Origin of the sequence: Paenibacillus sp. FSL R10-2771 (assembly GCF_038000205.1) — a bacterium.
GTDB lineage: Bacteria > Bacillota > Bacilli > Paenibacillales > Paenibacillaceae > Paenibacillus_AQ > Paenibacillus_AQ phytohabitans.
This window is the reverse complement of sequence record NZ_JBBOBM010000001.1, coordinates 5,358,163-5,375,602: the sequence shown is the minus strand read 5'-3', so window position 1 is coordinate 5,375,602 and position 17,440 is coordinate 5,358,163. Positions and strand designations below refer to the sequence as shown.

The following is a 17,440-nucleotide window of genomic DNA, read 5'->3' as shown; positions in this document are numbered from 1 at the left end:
ATAAGAATTTATATGTTTCACACCTTAATTTATCCTTCTATTTCTCGCTGAAACGATACCGTCCTTATGAGGACAGCAAAGCCGTTTCCACTTGAACTAAAGCACTATTTAAGTTCCACCATGAAAGGAGTAGAGCAATGTTTAAAAACTTTCTGTACTCGCAAAAGGTCGCTCCTTACGTGTTCGTGCTGCCCTTTGTGCTGGTGTTCCTCATTTTTTGGGTATATCCCCTGCTTAGCTCGTTCGGTATGAGTTTTCAAAAGGTAACACTAGGCCAGGAGGCGCAGTGGGTAGGAATCGATAATTATACTAAGCTGATGAGCGACACGATCTTCTTCAAGGCCGTCCGCAACAGCGGCGTATATATGATCCTGACCCTGCTTATTCTCATTCCTTTTCCAATGCTGTTCGCGGTCCTGATCAACAATAAATTTATGTGGGGACGGGAATTCTTCAAATCCTCCTTCTTCTTTCCGGCACTGACCTCAGTGGTTGTAGCCGGTACGATCTTCAGATTAATGTTCGGTGAAATGGAGGGCTCGCTGATCAACAGCCTTCTGGGCGTATTCGGTGTAGAGCCGGTTAAATTTCTGAAGGGGCAGGTCACGGGATTTATCGCCCTGGTCGCCTTGGCCAGCTGGAGATGGATGGGGGTCAATATGCTGTATTTTCTATCCGGCCTCAAGAATATTCCGGATGATTATTATGAAGCGGCATCGATTGACGGAGCGTCAGCTTTTCAGAAATTCACAAGAATCACCATGCCTTTGTTGAAGCCTACCACCATATATGTACTGACGATCAGTATTTACGCCGGTCTGGCTATGTTCATTGAGAGCATGATGTTATGGAACGGCAATAATTCCCCGAAGAATATAGGCCTTACCATTGTCGGGTATCTGTACCGCCAGGGAATTGAAAAGAACAATCTTGGATATGCGGCTGCGGTGGGTATTGTGCTGCTCTTGATTACTATGGTGATCAACCTGACACAACTGGCCTTTAGCGGCATGTTTAAGAAGGAGGATTAAGATGAAAAAAGAAACTGCAATCAAAATCGTCCTCTTTGCCTTCTTTACGGTGGTATGCATCCTGATCCTGATACCGTTCTATGCAGTAACGATTGCCTCCTTTAAGCCTGGTGAAGATTTGATCCGATATGGGCTGAATCTGAAGTTCGACCTTTCGGTAATGAATTTCGATAACTTCGTGTACCTGTTTACAGGCGATCATGCCTACTTTACATGGTTCTTCAATTCGGTGGTGCTTACGCTGGTGCAGGTAACGTTGACCTTGCTGGTAAGTGCCACAGTGGCTTATGGTTTCTCGGCATATGAATTCAGAGGGAAGAACTTCCTTTTTATATGTGTGCTTCTTATCATGATGGTTCCATTTGAGATTCTGCTGCTGCCTCTGTATACCTTGACCAATAATATGGGGCTGATGAACAGCTACTCTGCAATTATTCTGCCGGGGATAGCCGGTGCAGCGACGATCTTCTTCTTCAGACAATATTTAAGCGGAATTCCGAAGGAAATCATTGCTGCCGGCAGAGTGGACGGGGCCAGTGAATACGGGATTTATTTGCGCCTGATTCTGCCTATTATGAAGCCTTCATTCGCCGCAATGGCGATCCTGAACGGTATGAACAGCTGGAACAACTTCCTCTGGCCGTTCATGGTGCTTAGCAGTGAGCACAAATATACCCTGCCTATCGGACTCAAGACACTCCTGACTCCATATGGCAACAATTATGATTTACTTATTGTCGGCTCTTTTTTCTCCATTCTTCCCATTCTGGCCTTATTCCTGGCCTTCCAAAAGTATTTCATCGACGGGATGACCGCAGGAGCGGTGAAAGGGTAAGGCTTGCCTGTAATGTTCTTAGATGAATTCTTAGATAAAAAGATCAGATTAAAGGAGAAACCATGATGAGCACAAATAGAGAGTACAGTAATCCGCTTGTAGAGCAGAGGGCGGACCCTTGGGTGTACAAACATACAGACGGCTATTACTATTTCACGGCTTCCGTACCGGAGTATGACCGGATTGAAGTACGCAGAGCTGCAACAATTGAAGGGCTGAGAGAAGCGGTACCAGTCGTAGCCTGGCGCAAATATGAGAGTGGTCCGCTCAGTGCCAATATCTGGGCTCCCGAAATTCATTACATTGACGGCAAATGGTATATTTATTTCGCTGCCGCCCGGACCACCGAAACGAAGGAAGGGCTGTTCGACCACCGCATGTTCGTGCTGGAGAATGCTTCGGCGAACCCGCTGGAAGGGGAATGGGTAGAGAAAGGCCAGATGAAGACGGCCTGGGAATCCTTCGCCCTGGATGCCACTTCGTTCGAGCACAAGGGAGTGCGGTACTATGTATGGGCGCAAAAAGACCCCGATATCGAGGGGAATTCCAACCTGTATATCTCGGCCATGGCGAACGGCTGGACGTTAACAGGTCCGCAGACCATGATCGCCACGCCGGAGTATCCGTGGGAGATTATTGGCTTCCGGGTGAATGAAGGCGCAGCAGTGCTGAAGCGCAACGGCAAGATCTTCATGAGCTTCTCCGCGAGCGCCACTGACTACAATTACTGCATGGGCCTGCTCACGGCGGATGAGGACAGCGATCTGCTGGACGCGGCCTCCTGGACCAAACATCCTGAGCCGGTCTTCAAGACCAGTGAGGAGAATGGGCAATACGGCCCGGGGCATAACAGCTTCACAGTGGATGAGAACGGTGAGGATGTGCTGATCTACCATGCCCGCAACTATAAGGAGATTACCGGAGACCCGCTGTACGATCCGAACCGCCACACCCGGGCCCAGCGCCTGCACTGGAATGAAGACGGCACGCCGGATTTCGGCGTGCCTGTGAAGGACGGCGGGAAGTAACGGACCGGTTCCCGTCCCGGAGCCGCAATGGCAGATGACGGGCCTGCGGATGCAGAAAGTTTCTGCTATATAGAGTGAACTTAAGTTCAGCTTATGTAGACACAAAAATCCCGCAACCCTGATAGGGGAGCGGGATTTTTTGCGTCTTGCTTTTAGTTGATGGGTTATAACTGTATTTAGTACAACTAAAGTCACCAGTTATTGCGCGGTAAGTATTATAGTTGTATTCTCTGCAACTATATTGACCTTTGTGCCGCATAGGAGCACTTTTCTATACTTTTAGTTGTACAGAATACAATTAAGAGGCCGAATTTGCTTTGGGGCCGTCTTTTAAGTGTACGGAATACAACTATCGGTGAGAGTAGCTACTCTTAAGATATTCTTGATAACCTGACGTTTGTGTGAGTGCTCTGAGTGGTCTATTGAATTCATGCGAGATCCTGCACAAAATACAACATTTTCCTCAGGATATTGGCCCTAATCCAAGATTGTTGTATGAAATACATCTTTTCTTCTCCGCCAGACGGTTTAGCCGGATAATTCTTGTATTTCGTACAACATTCCTCCCAAACATCCGGATATACAGGGGGCCAAGTTGTAAAACGTACAACATTTATGCCTAGGTGAAGCTCTGTGCCGCGAATTGTGGATTGAACACCGAACACCGAACACCGAACACCGAACATAGGAAGCTCACTCCACTCCTGCTGCCCGGCGCGGCACTTCGGAGACAATAGTGTATTTCTAATGTTTCTTGCCATCTATAGGAACTGTAATGGTCTTGTTATAAGTCTTAATGTAGTGGTATCCATCCAGCAGCAGGAACTGCGGCGCATCCTCCGTATTGAACGAATAGGTCCGTTCCCACAGGATGTTGCCGTTCTTCAAGTCCCACGGACGGGACTGGGATATAGAAGCAACGGGAACTGTGGTTCCTCCGGCTTGAACAGCTAAAGTCTCTGTGTCGAGGAAGGTGAACTGCTTCCCGGCGATCACGATATCATAGCCGGTACCGGTCCGGGTAACACTGCGGATCCAGAGCTTCTCCTCGCCAAGCAGAATGGAGCGGTCAGAGGGTGCGGCCAGGGAGACAGGCTGTTCTATTTGCTCATATCCGGTGAAATTATCGAGTACCAGTTCAACGCTTTGCAGCTTGTCTGTCGGGAGCACATCGTATTCGATTTCAAAATCCGTGAGTCCCGTTTTGCCGGAACGTGCCGAACGCATGGACCAGTAATTCACTTCAATCCCATTCACATAGAGCTTGGTTACAGCCGAGAATCTCGGAGTCTCCCCATCTTCCAGTTCATAATGCCCTTTCACAAGGGTTGAGGTCGGAGAAGCTGTAATAGAATCATAGTGGACAGTTCCCTGATCAACCGGAACAGCTTGGGATATATCCGCTGTGAGCAGGCTTTTCATGGCTTGGTTCGCTTCAAATTTGAAGGAGACAGGATAGTGTGCCACTGTTCCATCCTCCAGCCACTCGCTGAATGTAACGGTCAATGTTCTGGAGAAGGGGCTGGCCGGCTCAAATTTGTATACTCCCTCGAAACGGGTACCGTCTTTGCTGCTGCCGCCGCTCCCCCCCAGGGGATCTGAATCCGTCAGGAACCCTTCCAGTTTATCTACTCCGTAACGGAGAGAATAGTTGCCGGCAGGGAAGTTGCCAGTATATACACTGCCTGAAGCCGGATCAATGCTGTAATACATCGTCAGGGCGTTGTCGTCCGCAATTACCCCGTTAATGGTAATAACCGTTCCGTCATCTAACGTTTTGCTTTTATGGACGCTTTGACCGTATCCGTGATCCGCCAATTCAGTGAAGGCCATGGTATCCAGTTCGCTTTTACTAAACAGCTTCCCGCCGTAATAAGCAAATGCAGGATATTGATAGATGCCCACCGTCAGAATAAAGGCTGCAGCTGCTGAGGCAACCCAGGTTCTCACTCTACTCCGGGTTCTTGTCTTCACAGGAACACGCTCAAGCGCTGTTCGAAGTCTGCCCTCAAGTTCTGATGGGGTCATGGTCTGCTGATGCTCCTGTAATCTCTCCTCGATCGTTCTCATAACGGTCACCTCCGATCATGGCTTTTAGTTTCTGTATGCCCTGCGAGATTCTTGACTTGATTGTACCCACCGGTGAATCGGTCATCTCGGCAATTGTCTGATAGGGAAGATCATGAACATAGCGGAGTTCAATCGCTTCCCGCTGCCGCGGGTTCAGGTGAGCAAGCAGCGCCGACATGTCCATCTCAGACTCCGTATAGCGGTAGGGGTTATCTGCAGTCCATGCGGCAAGTGAAGGCTCCCGGTCGTCTTCACCGTCCAGAGGAAGATAACGCTCCTGCTTGCGGAGGACGGTCTTGCAGCGGTTCACGAGTATCGTTTTGCTCCAGCTGTAGAAGGCCTCCCTATTGTTCAACTGCTCCAGCTTCTCGTAAAGCGTAACAATCATATCTTCCATGACATCCATGGCATCGTGCTCATTGCCCATATAGCTGTAGGCAAGCCTGTAATAAGCGTCCTGTTCAGCTAAAATTAATTGTAATAAGGCTTCTTTGTTACCCCGCTGGGCTTGTCTCACAAGACGGCTTACATTCATGTTCTCACCTCTTTCATAGATAAGAGTCCGCAGAGGTTCTAAAAGTTCATTATGCACAAAAAAATCTCCACAGCCTGTTCTCGGGGGAATGAGTAGCCCCTGGGAAGCCGCGGAGGAATTAGTATGATGAGCTTTCTTAATTCATTCGTAGAACAGCAGACGTTTGGCATAAGCGTTGCGGAAGTCGGTGGGGGTGAGGCCAACGATCTTTTTGAACGATTTCATGAAATTATGGCAATCCTTATAGCCGAGCTGCAGCGAGACTTCACTGACATTCTGGTTGGTGTCGGCCAGCAGGAATTTCGCCAGCTCCATCTTCTGCTGCAGAATATATTGCTTCAGGGAGATCCCGGAGATCACGGTGAACAGATGGGAGAGATATTTCTCATTGTAGCCGAAGTAGGCGGCGATTTGCGATACCTTGATGTGTTCACTGCGGCTCCACTTGATGTAGTCCACAATATCGTTATAGAGCTGCTCCTGCTTCGTCTTCTTGAGCGGGTCAGCATCGGCATTGCAGGTCTGGTTGTACAGCTCGCATAGAATCACAGTAGCCATGTAGTTGTTGAGTGTAGTCTGATTGTAGCCCCGCACCGAATCCTGCAGCTGCTTCATCATTACGATGATTTTCTCCAGGCTCCGGAGGGTTCCGTACTGGGGCAATAGAATCCGGTTATCTTCCTTGTCATAGGTGCGCGGGGAGAGATCGGTAACCTGAATTCCGCTGGTGGAATGAAAGTGCAGCCAGTAGAAACTGCATTCAGAGGGCTTGTACCCGTATTGCTTGGTGAGCGGAGGGAGGAGCAGATATTCCCCTTTGGAGACCACGAATTGCTGGTTGTCACCGGCCAGGTAGAGCACCCCTTCGGTCATAACGATAAGCTCATAATCCTGCAAAATCCTGCTCAGATGGACCCATTCTGCAGAGGGGGCGACAAACTTGCCGGTAATCTCCAGATTCACTGGCTTATCCACAATCAGCTCGAAGGCAGTCATTTGCATGTCCCCTTTTTTCTGACTTTAGTACACTTCTTCTAACCTTTATTATTCCTTAATCCCGGCATGAAGTAAAGCGCTTCCCAAATAAAAAGTTTAGGTAATGACTAACCTTTTTACACATATTCGAACATTAAACTATTTATCCGAATTTGAAATAAGGGTAAGCTGTAGATAAGACAAACAGACAAACTTAACCCATATTCAAACAAAGGAGATGAGGCAAAAAGCTTGTGAAATATGGCATTTGCGCTACAAATGGCGAGGGCATATTTTTTTAGAGTCTTATGTAAGCGTATACATTTTTGTGCGGGCAAAAAGCCGGAAACAAATTGGATCAGAAATGTGTGAGGAAAAATCCGGAAAAACAGAAGCGGTTTCGGTTAATTTTAACAAATGTTGAAATATATCTTGCTTGACCATAGAGGCGGACAGAAAAAGGGAGGATACAAAATGAAGAAGTTACTAACGGGTATGCTCGCGCTTATGCTCGGTGCGGCGGCGTTATCGGGATGCTCCGGCGGCAACAATACAAATACAAATACAAATACAGATGCTGCCGGTGGCGGAGATACGGGCAAGAAGGTGAAGCTTACAGCAATTATGACCAAACATCCGCTGACCCAGGAATTCTCCAAAATGCAATGGCTGCAGGAGGCCGAGGAACGCGCCGGCGTTGAAATTGAGTGGCAGGAGGTAACGGCGGACTGGGATCAGAAGAAGGGCACACTGCTTGCCAGCGGCGATATTCCTGACCTGATTGTAGGCGTGAATTCCATTACGGATGCCGACTTCTCGCAGTTCCCGGGCCTCTTCGAGGATATGACCGGACTGATCAAGGATTACGGTCCTAACGTGCAGGCGATGTTCGATGCCAAACCGGAGACCAAAGTGATTGCCACACAGCTGGACGGCAAAATCTACGGCCTGCCCAAATACCAGAGATTCTGGCCGGAAACCACAACACGCCAGTTCATCAACCAGAAGTGGCTCGACAATCTCGGCCTGCAGATGCCTACCAACTGGGATGAGCTGTTCGATGTGCTGAAAGCATTCAAGGATGAGGATGCCAACGGAAACGGCGATAAGAATGACGAAATTCCGATGGATTTTGCCCCTACAGGAACTGTGGCGTTCGGAGCCTTTATGCCGACCGTGCTGATGGGCAGCGAAGGGATCACACTGACGGATAACAGCGGACTGGGTTATTTCGTCGAAGACGGCAAGGTGAAGAACTTCTTCACGGATGAGCGCTACAAAACACTGGTCGCGTTCCTGAACAAATGCTTCAGCGCCGGACTGATCAATCCTGAAGTGTTCACCCAGGACTATACCAAATACCAGTCCGTTGCCCGCGGCAACGGTGAGACAGCAGCCGTCGGCTTCACCTGGGGCTGGGAGGTCACGGACAGAGTCGGTAATACGCTGGCTCCGCAGTATGCCTCGATGTCCCCGCTCAAAGTATCGGCTGATTCAACCAGCAAGATTTCCTGGAGCTATGATTACAACTCCCTGAACTATGGGGTGAATGCAGTACAGATGTCCGCCCAATCCAAACACAAGGAAGCGGCCATGAAGTTCATCAATGAATTGTATGATCCTACTGTAAGTATGCAGGTGCTATTCGGCTCCCTCGGAACGAATATCGGTGACAACGGAGACGGCAGCTACAGTATTCTGCCTCCTGCGGATGCCGCGATGGACCCTGGTACCTGGAAATGGACCTCCTCCTGGGCGGATAACGGAGCTATGTATATTGCCGATTCCCTTAAGCTGACGCTGGGTACGGATATGCAGTCTGTCGGCAGCCAGACCGAGCCGCTCAAAGCAGCGCTGGACGGGATCAATAAGGATACGGATGTGCTGCCGAGCATGTTCATCAAGTACAGCGCGGCGGATAACAACACGATGAGCTTGAATAACACCGGTATGATGTCACTCGCCCTGTCGAAATGGTCGCAATGGATTACCAAGGGCGGCATTGATGCCGAGTGGGATGACTACGTGAAGAATATCGGGAAGACCGGTGTGGACAAGAATATTGAGATCATCCAGAAATATTATGACGATTACAAAAAGAATCAGTAAGCGCAGATAAGCACCGTAAGTGCTATAAGAGAAACCGGGACCGGAAGAAGCGTCAGCGGACAATCTGGCTGAGACTGCTTGTTCCGGCTCCTTAATGGAAGGGTGGTTCTGATGATATCCAAGAATCTGTATGAGCATCCGGCTCAGCCAAGGGCGCATAAGAAGCCCACCGTACTGAATACCTTCAAGCGGGATCATCAGCTGTGGATTATGATTTTTCCGGCTATTGTCGTGATTTTTATCTTCAACTATATCCCGATGTACGGTATCCAGCTGGCGTTCCGTGATTATGATTTCAGCAAAGGGCTCACCGGGGGCGCGTGGAGAGGACTGTTCTATTTCCGGCAGTTTTTTGACAGCTATATGTTTGCCGATCTGATGAAAAACACGGTAGCGATCAGTCTCGCCACTGTAATTCTAAGCTTCCCCGCGCCCATCATTCTGGCGCTGCTGATCAACCAGGTGCGCTGGAAACGCGCCAAAAAAACACTTCAGACGACCGTGTATCTGCCGCATTTTATCTCCATCGTCGTTATGGTGGGTCTGCTGAACGTACTGCTCTCCCCGAATTCGGGGGTAATCGGACATATCCTCAGCTCGGTCGGATTGGGTGATGTCAATCTGCTAGGCTCGACGGGGACGTTCGTTCCGGTCTATGTGCTCTCGGAGATCTGGCAGCATTGCGGGTGGAACAGCATCATCTATCTGGCCGCACTGTCTACTGTGGACCCGCAGCTCTATGACTCCTCCAAAATCGACGGGGCCAGCCGCTGGCAGACGATCAAGCATGTCGATATCCCGGCGCTGATTCCGACCATTATCATTCTGTTCGTGCTTAGTATGGGGAATGTGCTCAGTACAGGCTTCGAGAAGGTATTCCTGATGCAGAATGCCCTGAACCTTCCGGTGTCCGAGGTCATCGCAACCTATGTCTACAAAATCGGGATTATCAGCAACCAGTTCAGCTATTCCGCCGCCATCGGGTTGTTTAATACCGTGATCAACTTTGTGTTCCTGTACGCGATGAATATGATTGCCCGCAAGTCCTCGGATATCAGCCTGTGGTAGCAGAGCTTACGGAAGGAGTGGAGCAGCATGCAGCTAATCACTAACAGTAAAGATAAAAATAAAACCGACATCCTCTTCGATGCTGTCGTATATCTGGTCTGCCTGCTCATCTTTTTGAGCATTGTGTACCCGCTGTATTTCGTCATTATCGCCTCTGTCAGTGACTCCACGCTGGTGTCGACAGGTCAGGTGACGATTTTCCCCAAGAATATAAGCTTCTTCGGCTATAGTGAAATCTTCAAGGATTCGCGGATCTGGACAGGGTATAGCAACACGCTGCTCTATACGGTGCTTGGGACGGCCGTGAACCTGCTGTTCACCCTGCCTGCGGCGTATGTGCTGTCCAGACAGGAGTTCCGGGCCCGGCGGTTTCTGATGCTGACGTTCGTAATCACACTGTTCTTCAACGGCGGACTGATTCCAACCTACCTGCTGATGAAGGATATGCACATGACGAATACGATGTGGGTGTTCATTATCCCGTTCTGCGTGAATGTCTATAATCTGATTATTGCCCGCTCGTTCTTCGAGAATTCGATCCCGCGGGAGCTGTTTGAGGCGGCTTCGATGGACGGGTGTACGCATTTCAAATTCTTCCTGAAGGTCGCCCTGCCGCTCTCCAAAGCGGTGGTGTCCGTTATCGGACTGTATTATCTGGTCGCCCACTGGAATGACTTCTTCACCGGACTGATCTATATCCGCAGCAATAACCTGCAGCCGCTGCAGATAGTGCTGAGAGATATTCTGCTATCCAACCAGGTATTCTCGCAAGGGGCGGGAGCGGGCGGTTCTGCCGGAGGTTATGCCCAGCAGTATGCGGATCAGGTGAAGTATGGAGTCATCATCGTATCTACCCTGCCGATTCTGATTGTGTACCCGTTCATCCAGAAGTACTTCGATAAAGGGGTCATGATCGGCTCGGTCAAAGGTTAAAGAGGAGGATGAGTGATGAACACAGATACGAATAATAATGCGGCAGTAAACTCAGGCATGCTGTACCAGCCGGGTACGGTAAAAATAACCCCTGCTATGCAGGCCTTCGGCTACAGCCATGTCGCGCTTAAGCCCGGCCACTGGAAACAGCAGCAGGATGAGACCATCGAGATGTATCTGGGCATTCCGGATGAGGATCTGCTGCATATTTTCCGGGTCAAGGCGGGTGTGCCCTCGGAGGCTGACGGTTTAGCCGGCTGGTACGGGGCGGGGGCAAGCACCTTCGGCCAGAAGCTGGGGGCGTATGCGAAGCTGTACCGGGTGACCGGGGATTTCAGGCTGCAGGAAAAAGCAGAGCTGCTCGCAGATGAGTGGATCGCCTGCGCCGAGCAGTCCGCTGAATTATTCGACAATGATACTTATGTCTATGAGAAGCTGCTCGGCGGCTTCCTCGATCTGTATGAATATCTGGGCTATGAGCGGATTCTCCCTTATGTGCTGAAGCTGACGGAGGCGGCAATGGCCCGCTTCAAGCAGGATATTGCCAGGGACGGGCTGCAGGACCACGGGCTGTGGTCCAGTCATATGATCGAATGGTACACGCTGCCGGAGAATCTGTACCGTGCGTATCAGCTGACCGGAGAAGAGAAGTACAAGGACTTCGCCAAGGTATGGGACTACGATTATTTGTGGGATAAGCTGAACAACAGTGATTTCGCGATCGGCCCGCGTCATGCCTACAGCCAGGTGAATAGTCTATCCAGCGCGGCGCGCGCCTATGAAGTGACCGGGGATGAACGTTATCTGTCAGCGATGAAGGTTGCTTACGATGAGCTTACGGCCCATCATATCTTTGCCACCGGCGGCTATGGGCCTGCGGAATGCCTGTTCACGGAGAAGGAGGGCTACCTGGGGGATTCACTGAAATCCACCTGGGACTCTACGTTGTCGAGCCTGACCTATACCAATTTCGCCGGGACGGAAGTCACCCGCAATGACACCTGGGGCAGCTGCGAGGTCTCCTGCTGTGCCTGGGCGGTGTTCAAATTCAGCAGCTACCTGCTGCAGTATACCGGGGAAGCCAAGTACGGCGAATGGGTGGAGAAGCTGTTGTATAACGGAACGGGCGCGCAGCTCCCGGTGAAGCCGGACGGAAGAGTGATGTATTATGCCAACTACTTTCTGGATGGTGCAGTGAAGACGGTAGAGGACCGGAGACTGCAGGAGGGCGGACATAACTTCGAGTGGCAATGCTGCACAGGCACCTTCCCGCAGGATGTAGCGGAGTATAGCAATATGCTCTATTATCACAGCGAGGATAGCCTGTATGTAACGCAGTATCTGCCCTCCCGGGTGAAGTGGGCCAAAGACGGCATGGATATTACGGTGGAAAACTATTCGCAGTATCCGGAAGTGGAGGGGGCGGTCAAGCTGCGGATCAGTCTGGAGGGAAGTGCAGAGTTCGGGCTGAAGCTGCGCGTTCCGGCCTGGGCCACAGGACTGAATAGCTTGAAGATCAACGGGGAAGAGGTGGAGACGGCGGTTGTGCCCGGTGAGTGGGCTTCAGTCCGCAGGGAGTGGAATGATGGGGACATCATGGAGATCGACTTGCCGTTCCCGCTCTATTTCAGAGCTGTGGATGCCGCGAATCCCGGCATTGCCGCCTTGAGCTACGGCCCGCTGGTGCTGGTAGCCGATAAGATGACCCGGTTCATCGGCGACACCGCCGACCCGTCCGGCTGGATACACCCGGCTGAAGGGCAGCCGTATACCTTTGAGACGGACAAAGGCCATGTGGCAGGATACAGCCACCTGACCCGCAGCTTCCAGCCGTATTACAAGATCGGCGAAATGCAGTGGTATTATATGTACAACGAAATCCAGCCGCGTTAGCGGCTGGATTGTTTGTTGTGGTATGAACCGTAATACTAGCGTTGCTAGATAAGCTGAACATAAAACCTTAACATGAAACCTGAAAAAACTTTAACATAAAACTTTAACATAAAACTTGAACATGAAATTTTAACATAAAACTAACCTTCACCTTGTGAATATTTGAACCTCCGGCGTAGCGTCAAGAGGTTTGTGTGAAAGAGTAGAAGTACCTCCCTGGGTATGGGTACGAGTATGGGTACGAGTATGGGTACGAGTATGGGTAGGAGTATGGGTACGAGTATGGGTAGGAGTATGGGGATGGGTAGGGGTATGAGTACGAGTATGGGGATGGGTAGGGGTAGGGGTATGAGTATGAGTATGAGTATGAGTATGAGTATGAGTATGAGTATGAGTATGAGTATGAGTATGAGTATGAGTATGAGTATGAGTATGAGTATGAGTATGAGTATGAGTATGAGTATGAGTATGAGTATGAGTATGGGTATGAGTATGAGTATGAGTATGAGTATGAGTATGAGTATGGGTATGGGTATGTGTATGGGTATGTGTGAGGGTACGGGTTCGCCTGTTGTTGCAGGAAGCCCTTGATTCATCCGCTTTCTGTGGCAGAGATCAGCTGACTTGCACCGACTTATATAAAATCCTGCACATAATACAACATTTCCCTCGTCTTATCGGCCGAAATCCAAAATTGTTGTATCAAATGCAGGATTTCAGCTTTTCCCGGTGGTTTAGGAGGATTATTGTTGTATTTCCTACAACAATCCTCCCGGATACCCGGCTATCCATCAATCCAAGTTGCACAACGTACAACATTTATGTCTACAGTCCCTCCGAAGAGGTCTCTATTTTTCTGCAGGTCACGAATTAAGTACAGGGCATTGACGTATTCCGCCAGCCTCGCTGTGACTGACCGGTAACCTGCAGGTGTGTTGTCTAAAGTGCAGCTTATATAGCGTACTTATTCTTTCACGATTGTAATCACATATTCCTGCTCCGTCGTATGATCCTCTGCCTTAACCGTGAGGTTCAGCGTCGTGCGTTCCTCAGTCAGGTTAACCTGGCGCGGGAGCGAATCCTCGATCAGGATTCCGCCCGCATAGACCAGGGCATTCTTATGCTCTGGTGTGACATTCAGCTGTACACTGCCGGCCGCTTGCGGAACGGTTAGGGTATAAGCGGTTACGCCGCTGCTGAAGGGAGCCGAGAGCGTGCCTTCGCTAAAAGCAAGCTGGCGCAGCCCTGCGCTACGGCTGTAGCCGGTCATCATGCGCAGCAGATCGAATATACCATTTTCCTGCCCCGGAATGACGAATTTGACCTCCACTTCGGTCTTGCCGCTGATGACTTCAGCCGGGATAAGATAACTCCGGTTGTAGAAGCTGCGCGCCTGATCGGTGTGCAGAATTTCGCGGCTGATCAGCTCACCGTCCGCATAAATAGCGAGCTCCTTGCCGTTGCTGCCGGAGAAATAGGTAACCGAGAGGTAGTTGTCACTCTGTGGTGCCACCTTCAGCCTGTAGCTGAACCAGCCGCCATTCTCCGCCTTGCGGATATTGTATCCGTCCCATGTAGCCACAGAGGTATTCTCCCCTTGAATTCCGTGCTCCAGCTCGTATTGGTCATTGCCGACAGGCAGACTGTCAAGGGTGGCATCCTGCACACGCTGCAGGATTTTGCCCTGCAGAATATGCTGCTGCAGCTCCGCCGAATCGGCTTCCACCAGCCGCCAATAGATGCCGTAACGCTCATTATGCTGCTTATAATGGGGCGTAAATACCAGCCGGTTGTCTTCATCCGTTCCCTGAAGCGCAAACGCCAGTTCATTCTGCTCCAGGCGGACACAGCGGTCTGCCAACTTCTCCAGCCACATCTCCGGACTCTCGTTCACCGTGGTGATGAAATCCTTCACCAGCATATTGCGGGTCGGCACACTGACATCCACACCTGTGGCAGACACAGCCAGATCACTCCGGCCCAGTGCGGCGCTGAGCACTGCCGGCCCGTATTTGAAGGCTGCAACATGCCGGGCATCCGGGAGATTGAAGTAAGCAAGCTTCATCGGCAGCCGGAGCTGCAGAGTATCGCCGTCTTCCCATACTCTGCCCACTACAGCATATGTTCCGCTCCCGTTGAATACAACATTGACGGGTTCCCCGTTCAATAGGAGCTCCGCTTCCCCGGCCAGCCAGTCCGGCAGGCGCAGCTTGAGCGCAAGGGGGCTGGCCTGAGGCTGCAGGGTATTTATTGTGAATTGTACAGCATCGCTATAAGGCAAATTGGCCGATTGTGTCAGCTTCAGCCCGTGTTCACTGGAGTGGAGGGTGGAGCTTAGGTACTGATTGACCACAATGCTTGCGGCATCATAGAAATACAGGCTGTCATTCAGCTTGGTGAAGCTCTCCATGCCGGTTCCGGTGCAGCACCAGAAATGCTCAAACGGTGAGCTGTATACTTTGAAGTAACCCGTTGCCATAGGCTGAAAATACATCGTCATCCCGGTATGCGGATGCTGTGAGGACACGATCGCATTCAGGTAGGTATTCTCGTAAAACTCAGCGTATTTGGAGTCTCCGGTGATTTTGAACAGCTCTCGTGTCAGCTTCAGCATATTATAGGTGTTGCAGGTCTCCGCAGTGAAATTGGAGCGTTCCCGGTCCAGCATATCCGGATCGCCGAAATGCTCCCACTCGCTGTTGCCGCCGGTAATGTAGCTGTGATGATGCACAACCATATCCCAGAACTGCCCGGCGGCCTCCAGATAAAAGACCTCACTCTCCCCAAGGGTCCGGTAACGGTTCAGCGCCCCGAGGAACTTCGGAATGGTTGTATTGGCATGTTTGCCTTTGAGGATATCTTTGCCTTCATGGACTGGAGTGAACAAAGTCAGCTCATCAAAGCTATGAGCGGCGCTTAAGTGGTTAAAGTTGCCGCTGACTTTGTACAGCTCATAAAGGCAGTCGTTCATCCCGCCATATTCGACGGATAATACGCGCTGCTGTATTTCGTCAGACCAGGAAGCCGTACGGTTGTACACCCAATCCCCCAGCTTGTTCACTACGCTATACGCTGTTGCGCTGCCGGTGGCAGAGTAGGCGGCGGTGAGTCCGGCGATAATCTTGTGCATTGTGTACCAAGGCACCCAGGCAGGCTGTTTATTCTCGATATTATCGAACAACTGCTCATCGAACGCTGACAGGTAACCGCTCTCATGCTGGCACAACGCAAGCTCACTGAGCAAGTATTCCAGTCTGAGCGCAAGCGCATCATCCTGGGTGGTGGCATAAGCCTGGGACAAGGCAGAGAGATAATGGCCCAGCGTATGCCCGCGGATTTCGGTATTCTCCCAGCCCGGATACTTCTCGCTCTTCTTCGGGAGTCCCCGCTTCTCACGGAAGCCGGCCAGCAGACGGTCAGGTTCCAAGCTGGTGAGGTACGCTACTTCTTTGGCAAAGGCGTTGACGATATACGGATCGGCGATGGAAACCTGATGCATGCGGTACTCCTGATACATGGGTTTGCCCTGAGTCTGGGCCGCAGACTGCGTTTGGGGTGTAATTGTCACTTTTTATCACCATTCCTATGGATTCTATAATGTTAAAGCAAGGCTGGTATCCTATGAATAAGCTTATATTTAAAGGGCTTGTCGGTAAATAGTGATAGGTTCGAATATGTGTGAAAAGGTTAGATTTTCAAGGGGGAGTGGGACAAGAGAAAAGTACCCCCGAATCCCAAACCCCTGATGTTTGCTACTGCGTTGTCATCAATCGTTGGAATATGGGCATCCAAAACCCTATGCGGACTCCAGAGCCGTTATTTTCTTGAAACTAGCTATTTTCAGCCTGAAGCGGACTCCAGTTCCGTTATGCTCCAAATCATCGTCCAAATCTCTGTTTCCAGAGAAAATAAGCGATCTCCAGTCCGCGTGGAGGTGAAAACAGCGAAAATCAGCTGAATAAGGGATTCTCAGTCCGCTTCCCTGCCGATTCAACTCTTCGGAGCCGATTCGTGAATCCGTGGGGCGGAAGCTTTTTGGAGGTCAGGCTTTCTGTTCAGCCCTTCCGCAGAATCGTTAGGGCCGCTGATTGATCTAGCCGGCTAAAAAGTACACAAAAAAACCGCAGCTGCTGCTTAGGGCAACAGACTGCGGCTTGCGTGTGATAGACAATAAAGCTTATTGAACCCATATGTCTTACTTAAGGTGTGTACTGCTGCACGATGGAGACGATCTGTCCGTTCTGGATGGTGATGTGGTAAGGAGATTGGCTTAGATCGAAAACATCAGTTTTGGCAAATTCCTGAGTGAACTGCTGCAGGCTGAGCGCCTCGTTCCAGTTAATGTCCAGTTCCTCAATATTACCAGTGTGGTCGTAGATCTGCATAGTTACTTTAGCATTAGGGGCTACCGGGTAGGAAGTCAGCGAATCGCTGTCATTCACGATATAGTAACCGTCGGGTACACCGCCGATTTCGGCTGCGGCTTCAGGCTCACGTTCAGCGAAGATAGCATCGGCCGCTGCGCCTTCGTACCATGTGATTTCGTCTCCGGTAAGGGTGGTTTGACCCTTATTGGTGTCGAGTGCGTGTATGTAAACCGTCAAGTGCTGGATATGATCGCTACTCTGGGCTTCTGCGGTCTTCATGGTCGTGCTGGCCGTAGTCACGAGGGAGAGGAACAACAGGACCAATACAGGAAACAGATAGACATTTTTGTTTTTTAACATTGTGGAATTTCCCCCTTGGCATAATATGACACGGTGTAAGTCTATATACCTAATTACCCTTCGGTATAGTTCTCAAACGTGTTCATACCCTAATAACGTTGATTTTCAAAAAATGTTGCAAATATATTTTCAGATCTCCCTGCAGGAGCCGATCCAATTATTGGGTTGCTTACCTCCAGCATCATCGCGTTGCCAGTTATCGTCGTATAAAGCCTTAATCCGGGGCATATTAAGTT

Annotated in this window: 13 protein-coding genes; 7 read left to right on the top strand and 6 right to left on the bottom strand. The window is 50.3% G+C overall.

What is annotated here, in order from left to right; all coding sequences use genetic code 11:
- Positions 1-137: 137 nt before the first annotated feature.
- From NSU14_RS22850 to NSU14_RS22840, 3 genes are all read left to right on the top strand, one after another.
- The gene (locus NSU14_RS22850) at positions 138-1,031 is read left to right on the top strand and encodes a carbohydrate ABC transporter permease (protein WP_039310521.1); all 894 of its coding nucleotides are present in this window, start codon (positions 138-140) and stop codon (positions 1,029-1,031) included.
- Position 1,032: 1 nt separating this feature from the next.
- A complete protein-coding gene (locus NSU14_RS22845) occupies positions 1,033-1,866 on the top strand; it encodes a carbohydrate ABC transporter permease (protein ID WP_042134832.1) in 834 nt (277 codons plus the stop codon).
- Between the two features lie 65 nt (positions 1,867-1,931).
- Positions 1,932-2,894 (top strand): glycoside hydrolase family 43 protein, encoded by a 963-nt coding sequence (locus NSU14_RS22840; RefSeq protein WP_042134833.1) that lies wholly within the window; start codon positions 1,932-1,934, stop codon positions 2,892-2,894.
- Positions 2,895-3,638: 744 nt separating this feature from the next.
- Here the strand turns inward: NSU14_RS22840 and NSU14_RS22835 are convergent.
- The 3 genes from NSU14_RS22835 to NSU14_RS22825 all read right to left on the bottom strand — a co-directional run bounded on the left by NSU14_RS22835 (position 3,639) and on the right by NSU14_RS22825 (position 6,495).
- Positions 3,639-4,964: a DUF4179 domain-containing protein gene (locus tag NSU14_RS22835; protein WP_340947405.1), complete on the bottom strand. Its 1,326-nt coding sequence runs from the start codon at positions 4,962-4,964 to the stop codon at positions 3,639-3,641.
- On the bottom strand, positions 4,903-5,499 hold the full coding sequence (locus tag NSU14_RS22830) for an RNA polymerase sigma factor (protein WP_340947404.1): 597 nt from the start codon (positions 5,497-5,499) through the stop codon (positions 4,903-4,905). Before NSU14_RS22830 ends, NSU14_RS22835 begins: the two co-directional genes overlap by 62 nt.
- Positions 5,500-5,640: 141 nt before the next feature.
- The gene (locus NSU14_RS22825; protein ID WP_042134839.1) at positions 5,641-6,495 is read right to left on the bottom strand and encodes an AraC family transcriptional regulator; all 855 of its coding nucleotides are present in this window, start codon (positions 6,493-6,495) and stop codon (positions 5,641-5,643) included.
- A gap of 453 nt (positions 6,496-6,948) precedes the next feature.
- Between NSU14_RS22825 and NSU14_RS22820 the strand changes: the two genes are divergently transcribed.
- The 4 genes from NSU14_RS22820 (at position 6,949) to NSU14_RS22805 (ending at position 12,477) form a co-directional block, all read left to right on the top strand.
- Positions 6,949-8,583 (top strand): extracellular solute-binding protein, encoded by a 1,635-nt coding sequence (locus NSU14_RS22820; RefSeq protein ID WP_076242545.1) that lies wholly within the window; start codon positions 6,949-6,951, stop codon positions 8,581-8,583.
- A 111-nt stretch (positions 8,584-8,694) separates the two neighbouring features.
- On the top strand, positions 8,695-9,651 hold the full coding sequence (locus NSU14_RS22815; protein ID WP_042134843.1) for an ABC transporter permease: 957 nt from the start codon (positions 8,695-8,697) through the stop codon (positions 9,649-9,651).
- Positions 9,652-9,678: 27 nt separating this feature from the next.
- On the top strand, positions 9,679-10,584 hold the full coding sequence (locus NSU14_RS22810) for a carbohydrate ABC transporter permease (protein ID WP_340947403.1): 906 nt from the start codon (positions 9,679-9,681) through the stop codon (positions 10,582-10,584).
- A gap of 15 nt (positions 10,585-10,599) precedes the next feature.
- Entirely contained in the window at positions 10,600-12,477 is a 1,878-nt protein-coding gene (locus tag NSU14_RS22805) for a beta-L-arabinofuranosidase domain-containing protein (RefSeq protein WP_340947402.1), read from the top strand.
- Positions 12,478-12,617: 140 nt separating this feature from the next.
- Here the strand turns inward: NSU14_RS22805 and NSU14_RS22800 are convergent, their stop codons facing one another.
- From NSU14_RS22800 to NSU14_RS22790, 3 genes are all read right to left on the bottom strand, one after another.
- Positions 12,618-13,073, bottom strand: a complete 456-nt coding sequence (locus NSU14_RS22800; protein ID WP_340947401.1) for a hypothetical protein — start codon at positions 13,071-13,073, stop codon at positions 12,618-12,620.
- A 368-nt stretch (positions 13,074-13,441) separates the two neighbouring features.
- Positions 13,442-16,045 (bottom strand): beta-L-arabinofuranosidase domain-containing protein, encoded by a 2,604-nt coding sequence (locus NSU14_RS22795; protein WP_340947400.1) that lies wholly within the window; start codon positions 16,043-16,045, stop codon positions 13,442-13,444.
- A 631-nt stretch (positions 16,046-16,676) separates the two neighbouring features.
- Positions 16,677-17,204: a hypothetical protein gene (locus tag NSU14_RS22790; RefSeq protein ID WP_042134849.1), complete on the bottom strand. Its 528-nt coding sequence runs from the start codon at positions 17,202-17,204 to the stop codon at positions 16,677-16,679.
- Positions 17,205-17,440 lie beyond the last annotated feature (236 nt).

Bases quoted from the DNA above. Each gene is read 5' to 3' on its own strand.
- NSU14_RS22850 (WP_039310521.1), top strand. From the start codon at position 138: ATGTTTAAAAACTTTCTGTACTCGCAAAAGGTCGCTCCTTACGTGTTC.
- NSU14_RS22845 (WP_042134832.1), top strand. From the start codon at position 1,033: ATGAAAAAAGAAACTGCAATCAAAATCGTCCTCTTTGCCTTCTTTACG.
- NSU14_RS22840 (WP_042134833.1), top strand. From the start codon at position 1,932: ATGAGCACAAATAGAGAGTACAGTAATCCGCTTGTAGAGCAGAGGGCG.
- NSU14_RS22835 (WP_340947405.1), bottom strand. From the start codon at position 4,964: ATGAGAACGATCGAGGAGAGATTACAGGAGCATCAGCAGACCATGACC.
- NSU14_RS22830 (WP_340947404.1), bottom strand. From the start codon at position 5,499: ATGAATGTAAGCCGTCTTGTGAGACAAGCCCAGCGGGGTAACAAAGAA.
- NSU14_RS22825 (WP_042134839.1), bottom strand. From the start codon at position 6,495: ATGACTGCCTTCGAGCTGATTGTGGATAAGCCAGTGAATCTGGAGATT.
- NSU14_RS22820 (WP_076242545.1), top strand. From the start codon at position 6,949: ATGAAGAAGTTACTAACGGGTATGCTCGCGCTTATGCTCGGTGCGGCG.
- NSU14_RS22815 (WP_042134843.1), top strand. From the start codon at position 8,695: ATGATATCCAAGAATCTGTATGAGCATCCGGCTCAGCCAAGGGCGCAT.
- NSU14_RS22810 (WP_340947403.1), top strand. From the start codon at position 9,679: ATGCAGCTAATCACTAACAGTAAAGATAAAAATAAAACCGACATCCTC.
- NSU14_RS22805 (WP_340947402.1), top strand. From the start codon at position 10,600: ATGAACACAGATACGAATAATAATGCGGCAGTAAACTCAGGCATGCTG.
- NSU14_RS22800 (WP_340947401.1), bottom strand. From the start codon at position 13,073: ATGAATCAAGGGCTTCCTGCAACAACAGGCGAACCCGTACCCTCACAC.
- NSU14_RS22790 (WP_042134849.1), bottom strand. From the start codon at position 17,204: ATGTTAAAAAACAAAAATGTCTATCTGTTTCCTGTATTGGTCCTGTTG.